At 68.3% G+C, this 18349-nt stretch carries 16 protein-coding genes; 10 read left to right on the top strand and 6 right to left on the bottom strand.

Going from position 1 to position 18349, the window contains the following annotated elements; all coding sequences use genetic code 11:
- The first annotated feature begins 26 nt into the window (after window positions 1-26).
- From AC1DP3_RS07395 to AC1DP3_RS07405, 3 genes are all read left to right on the top strand, one after another.
- Window positions 27-482 carry an Hsp20/alpha crystallin family protein gene (locus AC1DP3_RS07395; protein ID WP_477292509.1) on the top strand — a complete coding sequence of 152 codons (456 nt, stop codon included), beginning with the start codon at window positions 27-29 and terminating at the stop codon, window positions 480-482.
- A gap of 198 nt (window positions 483-680) precedes the next feature.
- Entirely contained in the window at window positions 681-1505 is an 825-nt protein-coding gene (locus AC1DP3_RS07400; protein WP_477292510.1) for an ABC transporter ATP-binding protein, read from the top strand.
- The gene (locus AC1DP3_RS07405) at window positions 1502-2236 is read left to right on the top strand and encodes an ABC transporter permease (RefSeq protein WP_477292511.1); all 735 of its coding nucleotides are present in this window, start codon (window positions 1502-1504) and stop codon (window positions 2234-2236) included. Before AC1DP3_RS07400 ends, AC1DP3_RS07405 begins: the two co-directional genes overlap by 4 nt.
- 39 nt (window positions 2237-2275) lie before the next feature.
- On the opposite strand, the gene AC1DP3_RS07410 is transcribed toward AC1DP3_RS07405, so the two are convergent.
- On the bottom strand, window positions 2276-2716 hold the full coding sequence (locus AC1DP3_RS07410; RefSeq protein ID WP_477292512.1) for a MarR family winged helix-turn-helix transcriptional regulator: 441 nt from the start codon (window positions 2714-2716) through the stop codon (window positions 2276-2278).
- Window positions 2717-2782: 66 nt separating this feature from the next.
- Here AC1DP3_RS07410 and AC1DP3_RS07415 point away from each other — a divergent pair, with 66 nt between their 5' ends.
- From AC1DP3_RS07415 to AC1DP3_RS07425, 3 genes are all read left to right on the top strand, one after another.
- Window positions 2783-4591, top strand: a complete 1809-nt coding sequence (locus AC1DP3_RS07415; RefSeq protein ID WP_477292513.1) for a DUF2207 domain-containing protein — start codon at window positions 2783-2785, stop codon at window positions 4589-4591.
- Window positions 4592-4732: 141 nt separating this feature from the next.
- On the top strand, window positions 4733-6832 hold the full coding sequence (locus tag AC1DP3_RS07420) for a glucose PTS transporter subunit IIA (RefSeq protein WP_477292514.1): 2100 nt from the start codon (window positions 4733-4735) through the stop codon (window positions 6830-6832).
- 162 nt (window positions 6833-6994) lie between these two features.
- Entirely contained in the window at window positions 6995-9271 is a 2277-nt protein-coding gene (locus AC1DP3_RS07425) for an immune inhibitor A domain-containing protein (RefSeq protein WP_477292515.1), read from the top strand.
- 66 nt (window positions 9272-9337) lie between these two features.
- On the opposite strand, the gene pgi is transcribed toward AC1DP3_RS07425, so the two are convergent.
- Both pgi and AC1DP3_RS07435 read right to left on the bottom strand, forming a co-directional pair.
- Window positions 9338-11017 (bottom strand): glucose-6-phosphate isomerase, encoded by a 1680-nt coding sequence (gene pgi / locus AC1DP3_RS07430; protein WP_477292516.1) that lies wholly within the window; start codon window positions 11015-11017, stop codon window positions 9338-9340.
- A gap of 77 nt (window positions 11018-11094) precedes the next feature.
- Window positions 11095-11862, bottom strand: coding sequence for an IclR family transcriptional regulator (locus AC1DP3_RS07435; protein WP_477292517.1), 768 nt, complete (start codon window positions 11860-11862; stop codon window positions 11095-11097).
- Between the two features lie 129 nt (window positions 11863-11991).
- Between AC1DP3_RS07435 and AC1DP3_RS07440 the strand changes: the two genes are divergently transcribed.
- Genes AC1DP3_RS07440 through AC1DP3_RS07450 form a run of 3 tightly spaced genes read left to right on the top strand, consistent with a single transcriptional unit; the run spans window position 11992 to window position 14335 of the window.
- Window positions 11992-12750, top strand: coding sequence for an SDR family oxidoreductase (locus AC1DP3_RS07440; RefSeq protein ID WP_477292518.1), 759 nt, complete (start codon window positions 11992-11994; stop codon window positions 12748-12750).
- Window positions 12747-13361, top strand: coding sequence for a bifunctional 4-hydroxy-2-oxoglutarate aldolase/2-dehydro-3-deoxy-phosphogluconate aldolase (locus AC1DP3_RS07445; protein ID WP_477292519.1), 615 nt, complete (start codon window positions 12747-12749; stop codon window positions 13359-13361). The genes AC1DP3_RS07440 and AC1DP3_RS07445 overlap by 4 nt, the downstream gene beginning before the upstream one ends.
- Complete coding sequence (locus tag AC1DP3_RS07450; protein WP_477292520.1) at window positions 13358-14335, top strand: sugar kinase; 978 nt, start codon at window positions 13358-13360, stop codon at window positions 14333-14335. The genes AC1DP3_RS07445 and AC1DP3_RS07450 overlap by 4 nt, the downstream gene beginning before the upstream one ends.
- A gap of 6 nt (window positions 14336-14341) precedes the next feature.
- Here the strand turns inward: AC1DP3_RS07450 and AC1DP3_RS07455 are convergent, their stop codons facing one another.
- The 3 genes from AC1DP3_RS07455 to cofE all read right to left on the bottom strand — a co-directional run bounded on the left by AC1DP3_RS07455 (window position 14342) and on the right by cofE (window position 17130).
- Entirely contained in the window at window positions 14342-15223 is an 882-nt protein-coding gene (locus AC1DP3_RS07455; protein WP_477292521.1) for an aggregation-promoting factor C-terminal-like domain-containing protein, read from the bottom strand.
- A 630-nt stretch (window positions 15224-15853) separates the two neighbouring features.
- A complete protein-coding gene (locus AC1DP3_RS07460) occupies window positions 15854-16312 on the bottom strand; it encodes a DUF6194 family protein (RefSeq protein WP_477292522.1) in 459 nt (152 codons plus the stop codon).
- A 32-nt stretch (window positions 16313-16344) separates the two neighbouring features.
- Window positions 16345-17130, bottom strand: coding sequence for a coenzyme F420-0:L-glutamate ligase (cofE, locus tag AC1DP3_RS07465; protein WP_477292523.1), 786 nt, complete (start codon window positions 17128-17130; stop codon window positions 16345-16347).
- A 283-nt stretch (window positions 17131-17413) separates the two neighbouring features.
- On the opposite strand from cofE, the gene AC1DP3_RS07470 reads away from it, so the two are divergent.
- Window positions 17414-18262, top strand: a complete 849-nt coding sequence (locus AC1DP3_RS07470) for a nitrilase-related carbon-nitrogen hydrolase (RefSeq protein ID WP_477292524.1) — start codon at window positions 17414-17416, stop codon at window positions 18260-18262.
- The last annotated feature ends 87 nt before the right edge of the window (window positions 18263-18349 follow it).

Raw genomic sequence — 18349 nt, forward strand, 5'->3', positions numbered from 1 at the left:
GAAACCACGCAACGAAGGAGACGAAAATGGCTTCTTACGACCCGTTCCGTGACCTGGACCGCCTGGCGTCCGGCCTGTTCGACACGCGCCGCGGACCCCGCCGCATGCCGATGGACCTCTACCGCGATGGCGACCACTACGTGCTCACGGCTGACATGCCGGGCGTCGACCCCGGCTCCGTCGACATCGACGTGGATGGTCAGCTGCTCACGATCCGCGCCGAGCGCTCGCTCACCTCGGGCGACGGCGTCAAGTGGATCACCCGCGAGCGCGAGGCCGTCAGCTTCCTGCGTCAGCTGAACCTCGGCCAGGGCATCGACACCGAGAACATCAAGGCCAACTACAGCAACGGTGTGCTCAKCGTCACGATCCCCGTCAGCGAGAAGGCCAAGCCGCGCAAGATCGAGGTCGCATCCGACCAGAACTCGCCGACGATCATGGCGCAYGAGAACCGCGAGGAGCCGCAGCCGGTCGAGCAGTGACTCCGCGGAGTCACCCCGGCTACGCGTCGGCGCGCGATTCTGACGATGACAGCCCCCGAGCCCCCAGGGCCCGGGGGCTGTCGCCGTCTTCGCGTGCATGTCGGACCATGCCCGAGCGCCGCTGTCGGCGTTGGTGCAACAAGCGGATAATTCGTCCCGTGATCAATCCCTCGCTTTCACGCCCTGTCCGAGCCCGCCATGACTGACCAGACCGGCAATGCCGTCGAAGTGCGCGGCCTGCAGGTGCGGCGCGGCAGCACCGAGGTGTTCACCGGCCTCGATCTCGACATCCCGCGCGGCCAGATCACGGGGCTCATGGGTCCGTCGGGCTGCGGCAAGACCACCCTCATGCGCTCCATCGTGGGTGTGCAGAAAGTCAAGGGCGGGACGGTGACCGTGCTCGGCGATCCCGCCGGCACCCAGACCCAGCGGCGTCGCGTCGCCTACGACACGCAGGCGGCCTCCGTCTACGGCGACCTGACGATCCAGCAGAACCTCGGCTACTTCGCCCGGATCATCGGCGCGCCGCCGTCGGACGTCGACCGGGTCATCGAGCAGGTCGGCCTCGGCGACCAGGCCCGGCAGACCGTCGACTCGCTCAGCGGCGGCCAGGAGAGCCGGGTGTCGCTCGCCGTGGCCATGCTCGGAACGCCTGAGCTGCTCGTACTCGACGAGCCGACGGTGGGGCTCGACCCCCTGCTGCGCTCCGAGCTCTGGGCGATCTTCCGCACTCTCGCCGAGTCCGGGGCGACGATCGTCGTGAGCAGCCACGTCATGGACGAGGCGCTCCGCTGCGATCGCATCGTGCTCATGCGCGCCGGGCGGATCATCGCCGACACGACACCCGCGCGCCTCCTGTCGGATACGGGTGCCCCGGATCCGGATGCCGCGTTCCTCACGCTCATCGAACGCGATGTCGCCGGCGGTCAGCCACGCACCGCGCCCGCGGGGGACGAGGCATCCGCCGCACCTCCCCACCGGCCGAGAACGCGTCGCGAGGCACGTGAGGAGGCGGAGGGATGAACGGCCTCCGCACCTTCGCGACGAGCGGTCGGGTGCTCCGGCAGCTCAGCCACGATCGCCGCTCGATCGCCCTCATGCTGATCGCACCGAGCCTGCTCGTCGGCCTGTTCGCGTGGCTGTTCAGCGATCAGGAGGGTGTCTTCGACATCTACGGCCCGCCCATCCTGGCGCTGTTCCCCTTCATCATCATGTTCCTGATCACCTCGATCACGACCCTCCGCGAGCGCCGGTCGGGCACCCTCGAGAGGCTGATGACCACGCCGCTCGGCAAGGGCGACTTCATCGTCGGCTACGGCCTGGCGTTCGGAATCATGGCGATGCTGCAGGCCGTCGTGACGGTCACGTTCGCGGTCTGGGTGTGCGGGCTCGAGACCGACGGACCGGTCTGGCAGCTGGGCCTCGTCGCCGTCACGGATGCCGTCCTCGGCATGGCGCTCGGGCTGCTGGCGTCGGCCTTCGCCCGCACCGAGTTCCAGGCCGTGCAGTTCATGCCGCTCATCGTCTTCCCGCAGATCCTGCTGGGCGGCCTGTTCATGCCCAGGGAGGACATGCCCGACGCGCTCTATGCGATCAGCAAGGTCCTGCCCCTCAGCTACGCGATCGACGCGATCAACGCGGTGACCGCCGGCGATGAGGGCTGGGACGTCGCAGGGCCCCTCCTCGTCGTCTTCGGCTTCCTCGTCGCGGCGCTCATCCTGGCGTCGCTGACGCTTCGCCGGCGCACCCAGTAGCCAGGCAGCACCGCGTCGCGGCGGCGCGGCCGACGGCCTTCAGCAGTCGGGCTGGGGCTTGCGCAGCTTGGCGGTGAGCTCGCGCAGCTGTGCCAGCTCGCTGTCGCTGAGGACCGACATCCGCTCCGAGATCGCCCGCCCGTGCGAGGACGCGATCCTGCGGAAGATCGCGCAGCCCTCCTCGGTGGCATGCACCAGCGCGCCCCGGCCGTCCTCGGGATCGGCGCACTTCGACAACAGGCCCCGCGACACCATGCGGTCGACGAGCCGCGAGACACTCGGCTGACTGATGAGCATGTTGGCCGTCACATCGCGCAGCCGCGCCGTCTGGTCGGGACCCCGCGTGACGGTCAGCAGCACGTCGTACTCCGCCTGAGACAGCGCCGTCGCGTCGAAGTCGCCGCTGACGTCGCCGAACACCTCGTGCTGCGCGCGGAAGAGGCTCTCCCACGCGTCGATCGCGAGGCGGCGGTCGGTCATGTCCAAAAGAATAGGACCAACCTGCCGCCGCCGGGCGACCGGATGCCGGACCCTTAGGCTGTGCGCATGCGGAGCCTCGTACGGCGTCTGGTCGCGGCTGGGGTCGCGGCATCCGTCCTCGTCCTCACCCCCTGCGGGGGGTGGCCCACCTCCCTCGACAGTCGCGCCGCCGCGGTGGGGGTGCCGGCCGGAGTCGACGACTTCGGCTTCGCGAGTCTCGACGTGGACTACACCCTCGGCCGCGCCGAAGACGGCACGAGCACGCTCGAGGTCGTCGAGCGGTTCGAGGCGATGTTCCCGGACTTCGACCAGAACCTCGGGATGCGCCGACTCATCCCCGACACCTATCTGGGAGCGCCGCTCAACCCGGAGTTCGTCTCGATCACCGACGCCGAGGGTGCGGAGCGACCGGCCGAAGTCAAGCACGAGGACGGCGTCTTCTCGATGACCTCGCGCGCAGACGAGTTCGTCCACGGGGCACAGACCTACGTGTTCACCTACACGCTCGAGAACGTGACGCTCTTCGATGACGCCGGCGTGGAGGAGTTCTACTGGAACGTCAACGGGCTCGAATGGGCCCAGCCGTTCGGGCGCGTCACCGCGACCCTCCACCTGTCCGGGCAGCTCGTCGACGCGATGACAGGGGCGACCGCCTGCTACCGGGGCTCCGAGGGCTCGACCGACGCGTGCACCATCACGACCACAGCGGATGGGCAGACCGAGGTCTTCGCCGAGACGGCCGAGCTGCCGCCGTACCAGAACATGACCATCGCCGTCGGGTTCCAGCGGGGGACCTTCACCCCGTTCGACCCGTCGTACTTCGCATCGAGCTGGGGATGGCTCCAGGCTCTTTCGGCGCTCCTGCTGCTCGCCGCCGTCGCCTGGGCTCTGGTGGTCCGCCGGCGTGGTCTGCGTGACGCCCCGGGCAGGCCGATACTCATCGCCGAGTACACGCCTCCGCCGGCCATCGACGCACTCGAGAGCGCCGTGCTGCTCGGGCGCACCTCCAAGGCGATCCCGGCCGAAGTCCTCGAGCAGGCGGTGGTGGGCAGCATCCGGATCATCGAAGGCTCCCGGAGCTTCTTCGGCAAGGTCCGCCTGCGAGCCCAGCTCGTCGATCCGACGCGGGCGGACGGCGATGGGCTGATGCTGCTCGACGGGCTCTTCCCGGGCCTCGCCCCCGGCGAGGAGTACGAGTTCGGCCAGACCGACCGCCGGCTCTCCTCCGCCGCGCAGAAGATCCTCAAGGCGGCCGGCACCGAGCTCGAGCGCCGAGGGCTGCGTCGGCAGGTGCCGCTGCGGGTGCGCGCGCTTCCGGTGGTGGCCACCACGATCGGGGCGGGCCTGGTGTTCGTGTTCGGACTGGCGGCGCTGGATGCCTCGGTCTATCCGGGGTTTCCCCTCGTGGTCATGGTGGGCGCGATCCTCGCCGAGCTGCTGGCCATCCGCCTCGTGTCGCACAAGCCGCTCACCGCGCTCGGCGCGGAGACCCGTGACCATCTGACGGGTCTCTTCCAGTTCATCGAATGGGCCGAAGCCGACCGCATCCGGATGCTGCAGTCCATCGAGGGCGCCGAACGGGTGCCGATCGACACCACTGACCGCCGGCAGATGCTGAAGCTGTACGAGGCGCTGCTGCCGTACGCCGTCGTGTTCGGGCAGGAGAAGCAGTGGGCGAAAGAGCTCGCCGTGCTCTACGGCGAGCAGGGAACGCCCGTCTGGTACTCCGGATCGAGCGGCTTCGACGCCTCGGCATTCTCATCCGGAATCGGCACGCTCTCGACGAGCACCTCTGCCTCATCGTCGTCGGGAGGCTCGGGCGGCGGCGGCTCTTCCGGGGGCGGAGGCGGCGGCGGCGGAGGGGGAGGCGTGTAGGCGGCACCCCTCTCGGGTGATTTGCGCGGGTACCCTCTCGCGCCCGCGGTTCACCGCCGATAGAGTCCGAATCGACGGGTAGGGATTACGGGGAACCGTCACCAGGGCAGCGCGAAACACGGATGGTCGAAGGAGAATCCCATGGCTTCCAACTCAGCAGCAGACATCGTCAAGGCGGTGGGAGGTGCCGGCAATATCGAGAGCCTCACCCACTGCGCGACCCGGCTCAGATTCCAGCTCCGCGACGGGGGAGCAGTCGACACGAAGGCCGTCGAGGCCATCCCCGGCGTCATGGGCGCAGTGCCCCAGGCCGGCGACCGGTACCAGGTGGTGATCGGCGGCGGCGTGCAGAACGTGTACAACGACATCCAGGCTCTTCCCGAGATGAAGGGCGGGGGTGTCGCCACCGCTCAGGCCGATCTCGATGATCCCGACGCCATCAAGGCGCGGGAGCGCGCGAAGGGCGTCCGCGGCAAGGTCGCCTGGATCGACTCGTTCTTCGAGTTCCTCTCGGACTCGTTCCGGCCGATCCTCGGCGCGCTTCTCGGCGCATCGTTCTTCATCACGTTCATGGCGCTCATGGCGACCCTCAATGTGATCCCGGACTGGAATGCGCCCGGTGTGACGCTCGACCCCTCGTGGGCCTTCATCAACCTGATGTGGCAGTCGGTCTTCGTCTTCCTCCCGCTGATGGTCGCCTACAACGCCTCGAAGAAGATCGGGGCAGACCCGTGGGTGGGCTTCGCGATCATGGCGGTGCTCATGCTGCCGGGCTTTGCGGCGCTGAAGAGCGAGGCGACCGAGCAGGTCGTGTTCGGCTCGCCGGTGTTCATCGTCCCGATCTTCGGCTTCCCGCTGACGATCTTCGACTACAGCTCGCAGGTCTTCCCGCCGCTGCTCATGGCAGCCGTGCTCGGACCGCTCTACAAGCTGCTGCGCAAGATCATCTCGGCGAACCTGCAGCTGATCTTCGTGCCGTTCTTCGCGATGCTGATCATGATCCCGCTGACCGCGTTCATCATCGGCCCGATCGGCGTGTACGCAGGTGCCGCCCTGGCGCAGGGGCTGGCGGCGATCAACCAATGGTCGCCGTTCATCTTCGCGATCGTCATCCCGCTCGCGTACCCGTTCATGGTGCCGCTCGGCCTGCACTGGCCCATCAACGCCGTCATGCTTCTGAACATCAACACCCTCGGGTACGACTTCATTCAGGGACCCATGGGCGCCTGGAACTTCGCGTGCTTCGGCGCGACCGCCGGTGTGCTCGTCCTGTCGCTCCGTCACCGTGACCTTCAGATGCGGCAGACGGCCACCGGTGCTCTGGCAGCCGGTCTTCTCGGTGGCATCTCTGAGCCTTCCCTCTACGGAATCCACCTCAGGTTCAAGCGGATCTATCCACGGATGCTCGTCGGATGCTTCGTCGGCGGTCTGATCATCGGCGTGGGCAGCCTCGTCCTGAACCTGCCGAACGGCGTCACCACGACCGCGTTCGTCTTCACCTCGCTGCTGACGATCCCGGCGTTCAACCCCATCGGGCTGTATGCGATCGCCATCGCCGGCGCCTTCTTCACCGCGATGTTCCTCGTCATCGGGTCCAACTTCCGCACGCCCGAGCAGCAGGCGGAGTTCGAGGCGACCCGGGATGCCGCCGAGGCGGCGGCCGCAGCGACCGGTGTCTCGGCGGCGAGGATCGAAGCTGCCGAGCCTCGCCGGATCGACGCATCGGATGCCGCGCCCGCCACTGTCGCGGCAGCGACAGCCACGGCCGTGCTCGAGCGCGTCTCGTTCGAAATCGCGTCGCCGCTGGCGGGCAGGGTGGTGGCGCTGTCCGAAGTCCCCGACCCCGTGTTCGCCGGGGGAGTGATGGGCCCGGGTGCGGCCATCGAACCGACCGGTGACACCGTGTACTCGCCGGGAGCGGGTGTGGTGGCCGCGGCTCAGCCGACGGGTCATGCCTTCGGCATCGTGCTCGACGGCGGAGTCGAGGTGCTCATCCACGTCGGCATCGACACGGTGAATCTCGGCGGTGAGGGGTTCGACGTCAAGGTCAAGAACGGCGATCGTGTCGAGCTCGGCACGCCGCTGGTCACCTTCGACCGGGCCATCATCGAGAAGGCCGGCTACCCACTCGTCACGCCGGTCATCGTGCTGAACGCCGATGACTTCGGGACGGTCTCGCCGGTGCTCGAGGGTGATGTGACGCCTGGCGCGTCGCTCATCACGGTCGAGCCGAAGGAGTAGCCCAGATCCACGATGAGACGGGATGCCGGGGGGACCGGCATCCCGTCTCTTTTTGTGTGAATGTGAGAAATGGCTCACATTGCTTTGTCATAGCGGGGTGCGCTGTTACGTTTCGGCGGGGCGCTCGACGATCTCGAGTGCAAAATGACGAAGGAGAAACGCGTGAAACAACGCATTCGCGGTCTGGGAGCCATCCTTGCGGTGGGCGCAACAGTCGTCGCCGGTGCCGCTTTCGGGCCGGCGGCTGTCGCTGCGCCCGCCGATGATTCGCAGCCGTCCGCGGCGCAGAGGCAGGACAACCGGCCCGGGCCTCTGACCGAACGGCAGAACCAGCGCCGCAAGGCGGCGCAGGAGCTGATCCTGTCGGGGCAGGCGGCTCCCGACGAGGACGGCGTCGTCGCACTCGCTGACGACAAGTACTTCGAGGCGACGGTCACCGGACCCGCGCAGGTGTTCACGATCCTGTCCGAGTTCGGCGACCAGGGCAGCAAGAAGCTCGGGCTCGCGCCGGGACCCCTGCACAATCAGATCCCCAAGCCCGAACGCACGGTGAACAACAGCACGCACTGGCTGCCGGACTTCAACACGGCGGCGTACGAGGACCTGTTCTTCGGCGACGGCGAGTCGTTCAAGGACTTCTATGAGAAGCAGTCGTCGGGCGCGTACAGCGTCGCCGGCGGTGTGAGCGACTGGGTGAAGGTGCCCGGAAACGCCTCGACCTATGGCGACAACGCGGTGGAGGACTTCGGAGGTTCCTGGCAGTTCATCGAGGACACCGGGAATGCCTGGTACGACGCGCAGGTCGCGAGCGGTGCGACCCCCGAGCAGATCAAGGCGACGCTGGCGAGCTACGACGTCTGGGATCGCTACGACTTCGACAGCGACGGCAACTTCGACGAGCCGGACGGCTACATCGATCATTTCCAGGCCGTCCACGCCGGAGAGGGCGAGGACGCTGGTGGCGGCGCCCAGGGCGAGGACGCCATCTGGTCGCACCGCTGGTATGTGAACTCCACCGACTACGGCACGACCGGTCCCGCCGCAGCGAAGTTCGGCGGCTCGCAGATCGGCAACACGGGTTACTGGATCGGCGACTACACCGTCGAGGCCGAGAACGGCGGCCTGGGCGTGTTCGCGCACGAGTTCGGCCACGATCTGGGTCTGCCCGACTTCTACGACACCAACGGCGGCGAGAACTCGACCGCGTTCTGGACCCTCATGTCGAGCGGCTCGTGGCTTAACCACGGCATCGAAGACATCGGCACCACGCCCGGCTACATGGGTCCGTGGGAGAAGCTGCAGCTCGGCTGGCTCGACTACTCCGTCGTGTCACCCGGCGAAGGCGGCGACTTCACGCTGAGTCCTGCCGCGCTGCAGGTGGACGGGCAGGACCAGGCGGTTGTCGTCGATGTCGCGGATCAGCCGATCAAGACCGACTACACCGTGCCTGCCGGCGGGCATGCGTGGTGGACGTCGAGCGCGGATGACCTCAACACCACGCTCACCCGGACGCTCGACCTGACCGGCGTCTCGAAGGCGACCGTCACCGCGAACGCCTGGTACGAGATCGAGGACGGGTTCGACTACCTCTATGCGGAGTACAAGCCCGCCGGCGCGGCCAACTGGACCACGCTCGCCACGATCAGCGGCTCGTCCAACGGCAAGTGGAGCAACCTGCGGTTCACCGTTCCGGGCAACGGGAAGGTCGACTTCCGCTTCCGCTACCAGTCGGACGGGGGAGTGCATCTCGCCGGAGCGTTCATCGATGACATCGTCGTGAAGTCGGGGGGCACCACTCTCCTCAGCGACAGCGTCGAGAGCGGGGCCAATGGCTGGACGGCGGCCGGCGGCTTCAAGATCAGCACGGGCAGCGAGGAAGCGGTCGGCGACCGCTACTACCTGCTGGAGAACCGCACCTACGTCGGGTACGACTCGACACTCCAGGTCGGTCCGTACCAGTTCGACAAGCCCTACACCGCACCCGACCACGTGGAGCACTTCCCGTTCCAGGACGGTCTGCTCGTGTGGGCGGTCGATGAGAGCTACTCGGACAACAACACGATCGACCACCCGGGGCACGGCCTCGCGCTCCCGGTCGACGCGCGTCCGGTGAAGTTCACCTACCAGGACGGCACGGGGCCGAGCAACCGGCGCCAGCCGTTCGACGCGACCTTCGGCCTGCAGGCGACGGACGCCGTCGCGCTGCACAAGGAGATCCTGGTCGGCAAGGGCAAGAACCAGACGGTCCAGAGTGTGGCGGCCACCGCGCCCTCGAACCCGGGCATCGCGACGTTCGACGACACGAACCCCGACGCGTATTTCTCGGCGACGAACCCGCTCGGCGGGGTCACGGTCGCGGGGCAGGGCGTCAAGGCGACGGTCACCTCGCAGACGACCAACGGGCCGCTCACGGTGAACGTGACGAACCCGGCGCACTGACGGCCGTAGCGCACGAGAACGGGCACACCTCTTCGGAGGTGGGCCCGTTCCTGTGTCACGCGCTGGTCAGCTGCGGTGCGCCGTGTAGTACTCGAGGAGCGCCTTGGTGGAGGCATCCTGAGCCTGCAGGGCGGCCTCGTCGCCTTCGAGAGCGGGCGCGATCTGCAGGGCCAGCTGCTTGCCGAGTTCGACGCCCCACTGGTCGAAGGAGTTGATGCCCCAGATCACGCCCTGCGTGAAGGTGATGTGCTCGTACAGCGCGACGAGCTCACCGAGGACTCGCGGGGTGAGCGACTCGGCGAAGATCGAGGTCGTCGGACGGTTGCCGGCGAAGGTGCGTGCCGCGACGAGAGGTCCGGTGGTGCCCTCGGCCTCGACCTCTTCGGCCGTCTTGCCGAACGCGAGGGCCTTCGTCTGCGCCAAGAAGTTCGCGAGGAACAGCCCGTGCACGTCGCGCCCTTCGGACTGCAGCGGGAACGCGGGGTTCACGAAGGCGATGAAGTCGGCCGGGATGAGACGCGTGCCCTGGTGGATCAGCTGATAGAAGGCGTGCTGTCCGTTCGTGCCCGGCTCTCCCCAGAACACCTCGCCGGTGTCGGTCGTGACGGGGGTGCCGTCCCAGCGCACCGACTTGCCGTTCGACTCCATGGTGAGCTGCTGCAGGTAGGCCGCGAAGCGGTGCAGCTGCTGGGCATACGGGAGGACGGCGTGCGTCTGCGCGCCGAGGAAATTGGTGTACCAGACGTTGAGCAGGCCCATCAGCACGGGGACGTTCTCGGCGAGGGGCGTCGAGCCGACGTGCTCGTCGACCGCGTGGAAGCCGGCGAGCAGGTCGCGGAAGGCCTGGGGTCCGAGCGTGACGACGAGCGAGAGGCCTATGGCCGAGTCGACGGAGTACCGGCCGCCGACCCAGTCCCAGAACCCGAACGCGTTCGCGGGATCGATGCCGAAGGCCGCGACCTTGTCGAGGGCGGTCGAGACGGCGACGAAGTGGTGGGCGACGGCATCGGTGCGCGAGGATTCGTCGCCGCTGATCGCGCCGCTCTGCTCGAGCCCGGCCCACAGCCAGTCGCGTGCGAGACGGGCGTTCGTAAGCGTCTCGAGTGTGGTGAAGGTCTTGGACGCCACGACGAAGAGCGTCGTCTCGGGGTCGAGCCCGGCTGTCTTCAGGGAGATGTCGGCGGGGTCGATGTTCGAGACGAAGCGGGCCTGGATGCCGGCGTCCGCGTACGGCTTGAGCGCCTCGAAGATCATGTACGGGCCGAGGTCGGAGCCGCCGATGCCGATGTTGACGACGGTCTCGACCTTCTTGCCGGTGATCCCGCGCCACTCTCCCGAGCGCACGCGCTCGGCGAAGGCGTCCATCGCGCCGAGCACGGACTGCACGTCGGCGTCGACATCCTGTCCCGCGACGGACAGTGCGTGGGTCGCACCGGGCGGCCTGCGCAGCGCGGTGTGCAGGACGGCACGATCCTCGGTCGTGTTGATGTGCTCGCCCGAAAGCATCGCGGCGTAGCGGTCGGCGACGCCCGTCTGCTCGGCGAGGCGCACGAGGCTCGCGAGCACCTCGTCAGTGACGAGGTTCTTCGACAGATCGACGTGCAGGTCGGCGAGCGTGAAGCTCAGCTTGGGGACCCGCTCGGGATCCCTCGCGAACCACCCCCGCAGGTCGGGCTCGAAGGACGAGCGGTGGGCCTCGAGTTCGGCCCAGGCGGACGTTGCTGTGGCATCGATGGGAGCACTCACGGGGTCAACCGTAGCGCGGCCGGCACGCGTGCGGCCGGGTGCATCGCGGCGCCTCGCCGCTCACGGGTTTCGAAGGCTCAGCGCTTCGCGCCCATCAGGCGCGAGATCTCGTCGGCTGCCGCGACGGCCTTCGGTGCGAACTCCTCGATGGTCCTGTCCGGGTGCTCGAGTGCGATCGACGAGATCGACAGCCCGTGGGTGGCCGTGCCGGTGTGGTCGTAGATCGGCGCCGAGACGCACACCGTCCCCAGCTCGTTCTCACCCACGTCCAGCGCGTATCCCCGCCCACGGACGTCGGCCAGCACCTCCCGAAGCCTGTTGAGATCCGTGATCGTCGCCGGAGTCCGGGCCGGGAGGCCCGTGCGCTCGGCGTAGTCCCTGATGCGGTCATCGTCCCAGGAAGCCATCACCGCCTTGCCCATCCCGGTGGGGTGGAGCGGGATCGCGAGGCCCACCCGGGACCGCATCCGGTACGGCTTGGACGAGTCGGTGCGGATGACGTAGACCATCTCGTCGCCCGCAAGCGCTCCGATGTGCACCGTGCAGTCGACGTCTGCGACCAGTCGATCGACCACCGGTGCCGCGAGCCGCGTGATGTCGACCTGCGACATCACCTGTCCTGCGAGCGCCATGAATCTGCGCCCGGCCCGGTAGCCCCGCTCGGCATCCCCTGCCACGAATCCCTCGTCGATCAGTCCGGCGAGGATTCGGTGGACGGTCGACTTCGCGAGCCCCGTCTCATCGACGATGTCCGTGAAGCGCTCACTGAGCAGTGCCGCTTCGAGCACGCGCAGGATCTTGGCGTTGGCGTTCGAACTGCCCGCCTGCTGACCGGTCGCTTCCATGACACACACCCGCATTCACCGTTCCTGATGGGCTATCCTACAGTGCACGGAACACAGTTTCGCCACACGGAACTCGAGAGATCTTTCCCTCGTCTTCCCCTCGCGGATCTGGACTGACTGAGGAGTGACATGACCAACGAACTTTTCGATCTGACGGGGACGACCGCCGTCGTCACCGGCGCGCGCCGCGGAATCGGCTTCGCCATGGCCGCGGCTCTCGCTGATGCAGGCGCCGACATCATCGCCGCCTCTGCCAGTCAGGAGGCGGACGGAGGCGCGATCGGCCGACAGGTGCGGGAGTCGGGGCGCTCCTTCGAGGGCCACCAGGTGGATTTCCGGGATCGGCATGCTGTCGTCGCCTTCGCCGAGCTCGTCGCCGACCGCGCCGACATCCTCGTGAACAACGCCGGGACCATCCGCAGGTCGCCGGCTGCCCAGCATCCGCTCGAGTGGTGGGACGAGGTGATCGACGTGAACCTGAACAGCCAGTTCGTGCTCGCCCAGCGCGTGGGCCGCTCCATGCTCGAGCGCGGCCGCGGAAAGGTCATCTTCACCGCGAGCCTGCTGACCTTCCAAGGCGGAGTGACGGTGCCCGGCTATGCCGCAGCCAAGTCGGCGATCGGGGGCCTCACCAAGGCGCTCGCCAACGAGTGGACCGCGGGAGGCGTGACGGTGAACGCGATCGCACCCGGGTACATCGCCACGGACAACACCGAAGCGCTCCGCGACGATCCGGAGAGGTCGCAGTCGATCCTGGCGCGGATTCCCGCGGGCCGTTGGGGAGAGGCGGGCGACCTCGCCGGGGCCACCGTGTTCCTGGCCAGCCGCGCGTCGGACTACGTGTCGGGTGTCGTGCTTCCTGTCGACGGCGGATGGCTGGGCCGATGACGCAGCCCGCCTCCGACCACCCGCTGTTCAGCCACCGCGTCATCCCCCTCGCGTCCGTCTCGGATCCGTCGACGGTCCGCGCGATCGGCGACGGACTCGTCGCCGGCGGCCTTCCGGTCGTGGAGGTGGCGCTGCGCGGCGAATGGGGGATGCCCGCGCTGCGCGAATTGGCCGAACGCGGTGACCTGCTCGTAGGTGCCGGCACGGTGCTCTCGATCGAGCAGGCGCGGGAGGCGATCGATGCCGGTGCGTCCTTTGTCGTGACGCCGGGCCTCGACCTCGAGGTCGTCCGCTATGTGCGTGACGCGAGGCTTCCCATCGTGCCGGGCGTGCTCACCCCGACCGAGATCCAGGCTGCGCGCACCGCGGGGCTGACCAGAGTCAAGCTGTTCCCCGCCGGTGTCTTCGGAGGGTTGGCGCTCATCGAGGCCTACGCGGCGGTCTTCCGCGACGTGAGATTCATGCCGTCCGGCGGAATCGGCCCCGCGAACCTCGGCATCCATCTCGCCCACCCCGCGGTCTTCGCGGCGAGTGGCAGCTGGATCGTGCAGGCCGCGGCGCAGGGAGCCGATGCCGTCGCGGAGCTCGCCCGCGAGGCCGTGGCCGCGTGAGCGTCGGCAACGTCGCCGCATCCCATGACGTCGTCGCCGTCGGCGAGAGTCTCGGCCTTCTCGTGAGCGACCAGACCGGACGCCTCTCACTGGGGACGGGGCTGCGGCTCACCTTCGGAGGCGCCGAGAGCAATGTGGCCATCGGCGTCCAGCGGCTGGGCGGCACGGCATCGTGGATCGGGCGGGTCGGATGTGATGCGGTGGGCGATCTCATCGTCCGCGAACTGCGCGCCGAAGGGGTGTCGGCGCATCCCACCCGTGATCCCGACCTCCCGACGGCGCTGATGCTGAAGGAGCGGCCGCATCCCGGCGCGAGCCGCATCACCTACTACCGGCGGGGCATGGCGGGAAGCGGGCTGGGCCGTGAAGACGTGACCCCAGGCGCGGTGGCGGATGCGCGGGTGCTCTACCTCACCGGCATCTCGGCTGCGCTCGGTGAAGGTCCGCTGGCAGCCGCGCACACGGCGATCAATCATGCGAAGAGCGCCGGCACGCGCGTCGCCTTCGATGTGAACCACCGCGGCACGCTCGTCGACGATGTCGATTCGATACGGGATGCCTACCGCGGTCTCGCGGAGCGCGCCGACGTCATCTTCGCCGGTGACGATGAAGCCGAAATCCTCACCGGCGAGACCGACCCGCTGATCCAGCTCGATGCGCTGCTCGCTCTCGGCGCCCAGCATGCCGTGGTCAAGCTCGGCGAGCGCGGGGCGCTGCAGAAGTCTGCCGACGGAGGGGTCACACGTCGGGATGCCATCCCGGTGACGGTGGTCGACACCGTGGGCGCAGGTGACGCGTTCGCCGCGGGATGGCTCGTCGAGTGGATCAACGGCGGGGATGCCGGCGCCTGCCTGGATCTCGCCGTGCGCTGCGGCGCATTCGCCTGCCTGGCCGAGGGCGATTGGGAGTCAGCTCCCACGCGCAGCGATCTCGCCTGGCTCGACCGCGGCGCCGCGGATCCGGTCAGCAGGTAGCGCGGCTCAGTACCAGTTGGTCGCCTGGGAGTGGCCCCATGCGCTGCAGGGGCTGCCGTAGACGCTCTGGATGTAGCCGAGGCCCCAGCGGATCTGCGTCGTCGCGTTGGACTGCCAATCGGTGCCGGCGCTCGCCATCTTGCTCCCGGGGAGCGACTGCGGGATGCCCGTCGCCCCGCTGGGGTTGTAGGCCTGGTAGTTCCAGCCCGATTCCTTCGTCCACAGCGACTCGAGGCACGAGAACTGCCCGTCGCCCCAGCCATACTCGCCGAGCAGCTGGCGGGCGGTGGCCTTGGCGCCTTCCGGGGTGTTCGCGGCCGCCTGCGCTGCGGCGGCCTGCGCGGCCGCCTGCGCGGCGGCGGCCGCTGCCGCTTCGGCTTCGCGCTGCGCCTGCGCGGCAGCTTCCTCGGCTGCCTTCTGCGCCACGGCGGCGTCGAGACGCCCCCGCAGCGTCGCGGTCTGAGCCACGACATCCGCGGTCTCGAGCGCAGTCGTGTCTGCGACCGCGGGGAGCAGCATGAGGGGCAGGATGTCGAGGGCGTCGAGCTGCTCGATCTGATCGGTGAGGTCAGTCGTGTCGACGCTCGTCTGGGCGCCGACGTCGAGTCCGGATGCCGCGATCTCTGCCGTGACGACCTTCGCGGCCGCGACGGCACTCCGGGCCTCCGCGAGGGTTGAAGAGGCGTTCGCGGTGATCTCGCTCAGGGCCTCGGCGTGCACGACCGTTCCGAACGCCGGCACGCGCGAGGACGCGATGGCGGCCGCAATGGATCCGTTGTCTCCGACGTCGGCGAAGGCAGCCGCGGTCGTCAGACCCGACAGGACGACGACGCCGATGGCGGCCGTGACGGCGGCGGTGGTGGAGGCGGCGGCGCGGCGGCGTGACATTCGGGCAGGGCGGAGCGGGCGCGTCAAAAGCATGCGGGGAGATGGTCCTTCGGGTTCGCTGCACCGGCAGAACGCCGGCGTGGCCCTTCGGGTCGGGCACGAATCCTCGAGTCTGCGTGGTGTTTCTGGACGAGTCCACAGCGTTACCTGGACAGGTCGTGTGAACGGCGCACGGAAAAAGGCCAGATCAAGGGCCTAGTGAGGCACGATCGGACGCCGGGCATCAACGCGTGCTTCGCTCGCATTGAGCTGCGCTTCGGGAGGTTTCGATACGCGCGCTTCGCGGGCTGCTCAACCTTGCGACGGCTCGCATCAACGCGTGCTTCGCTCGCATTGAGCTGCGCTTTATGAGGTTTCGATACGCGCGCTTCGCGGGCTACTCAACCTTGCCACGGCTCGCATCAACGCGTGCTTCGCTCGCATTGATCCGAGCCGTGGCAAGAGTAAGGGCCGGTCGGAGAGGCTCCCGACCGGCCCTTGTCCCTTGCACCAAGAGTGTCCTGCAATCACATGCTGGTAGCTGCCACAGCAAAACAACTACCAGTACGAGCACTCTATAACGACGAGGTAACGGAAGGGAAGACCCCGGCGTTATCTTTTCGTGATTCTTTTTCCGACCGTCGTCGGCGGTCAGGAATCGCGATGCGGCGACCGCCGCTCGGCGCGGGTGCGGGCATCCCGATACGCGCCCTGCAGCAGTTCGAGCACCGTCGGGAGCGTGCGCTCTCCGGCGTTCACGACGGAAACCCAGCCGAGGGAGCCGTAGACCGGGTGAGGCAGGATGACGTCCGCCTCGGCGAAGTCCAGCGGCTCGACGCGGTCGCCGGTGAGGGTTGTGAAGAGGGTCTTGCCCACGTGGATATTCACGCGCCAGCGGCCGTCGCCCAGCCGTGAGTCCGCGTCACCCGGATAGTCCTTCGTGATGATCGTCGCGAACGGCTGCTGGTTGGCCGGCACCTCGCCGTCGGGGGCGTAGTAGTAGAAGGAGTCGCCCCACGCGATCTCGGGGTACGGGCCGGCGGCCTCGGGGGCGAGCACGAAGATGCCGTCGAACGATCCGACCGTCTCGAGGATGCGATCCATGCTCATCAGCCCAGTGTTCCGTGGGCCGGGAGGGATCGCTATGGTCCCACGCCCTCCGTCAGGCTTCCCGCGGCCGCGGCACCTGCTGCGTACCCCGCCTCCCACGCCTCCCGGGATCCGGTGTGGAAGAGGTCGCGCTCGCGGACGCGCACGATGCTGCGGGCGCCCGGCAGGTCGAGGTCGCCGACGAGATCGGCTCGGCCGCGCACGACGGCGACCGGCAGTCCTGTGGTCTTGCGCTTCACGAGGTCGGCGGCCGCAGCGAGCTCGTCGGCGACGCACGGCAGCGTCACCACGAGCGGACGCCCGGCCGAGTCGGTGCTGCCGCGATAGTCCTCGAAGACGTGCACCCCGCCGGCGCCGATTGCGCTGTCGGTCTGGCCGTCGCGCCACGCCCGCCCGAGGGTGTCCGAGACGATCACGCCGACGCGGGCGCCGGTGGCGGTGCGGAGGCCCGCCGCGAGGGCGCGGGCCGAGGCATCCGGATCCAGGGGCAGCAGCAGAACCGTCCCCTCGGGAGTGTTGCTCGCATCGACGCCCGCTGCCGCCGCGATGATGCCCAGCCGGCTCTCGACGATGCGCACGCCGCCGTCGGCCGACGACGCCACAACCCGCACGGTCTCGGCCTCGATGGCCTCGGTGCGGTCGTCAGCCGCCACGAAACGACCTTCGGCCTTCGAGACGATCTTCGAGGTGACGACCAGGATGTCGCCATCCTCCAGATCGGGTGCGGCCGCAGCGATGAGTGCGACGAGATCGTCTCCGGCGGAGATCTCCGGGATGCCGCGAAGCGGGCGGATCGAGAGTTCGGCGTGCTCGGGCATCCCGTCACGCTATCAACGGCTCGGGCCCTCCTTCTTCGCGGCGTGTCATGCGGCCACCGGCATGCTCTCTCCCGGCAGCTTCCGCACGTGAAACCCCGTCGCGCGCGCGTTCGGACTGAATGCCTCTTGCGCGCCGGCGCCGCGGACTTAACTATGGGGACACGACAGGAAACAGGGATGAAACCTTCATGCCCTGGAATACAGAGAACCGGCAGGACGCCCGAGCCTGGCGCGAGCAGTGACGCTTCGCCCCAGCCGATGGCGCGCGACATGGAGGCGGCACATGGCTGTTGTTCGAGCGGCGATCACCCAGACGACCTGGACGGGCGACAAGGCGTCCATGCTCGACAAGCACGAGCAGTTCGCGCGGGATGCTGCGGCCCAGGGGGCGCAGGTCATCTGCTTCCAGGAGCTGTTCTACGGCCCCTACTTCGGCATCACCGAGGACAAGAAGTACTACCGTTACGCGGAGCCCGCGGATGGGCCCATCGTGCAGCGCTTCGCGGCACTCGCCAAAGAGCTGAACCTCGTCATGATCCTTCCGATCTACGAGGAGGACATCACCGGGGTGTACTACAACACCGCGGTCATCGTCGAGGCCGACGGCACGATCCTCGGGAAGTACCGCAAGCATCACCTGCCGCACCTCGACCGCTTCTACGAGAAGTTCTACTTCCGGCCGGGCAACCTGGGGTATCCGGTCTTCGACACGTCCGTCGGCAAGATCGGGATGTACATCTGCTACGACCGGCACTTCCCCGAGGGATGGCGCGAGCTGGGCCTGAACGGCGCGCACGTCGTGTTCAATCCGAACGCCACGAAGCCCGGCCTCTCGAACCGGCTCTGGGAGGTCGAGGGCCCCGCAGCGGCGGTCGCGAACGGCTACTTCGTGCTCCAGCCGAACCGCGTGGGACGCGAGGACAACGAGTACGGCGAGCTGGCGGTCGACTTCTACGGCACCAGTCAGGTGATCGACCCTCGCGGCAACTTCGTCGGCGAGCGCGGTTCCGGCACCGACGAGGAGCTGCTGATCCGGGATCTCGACATGGACATGGTCCGCGAGATGCGCGACGACTGGCAGTTCTACCGCGACCGCCGGCCGGACTCGTACACGATGATCGCCAAGCCGTGACGCGGTCGCCGGCGCAGAAGATGCGCGAGCGCTGCACTTTCCTGCGAGGGCGCCGTCGAGTTATGCAGCGGCCGCAGGAAACAGCAG

It is taken from the genome of Microbacterium sp. P5_B6 (genome assembly GCF_056400345.1).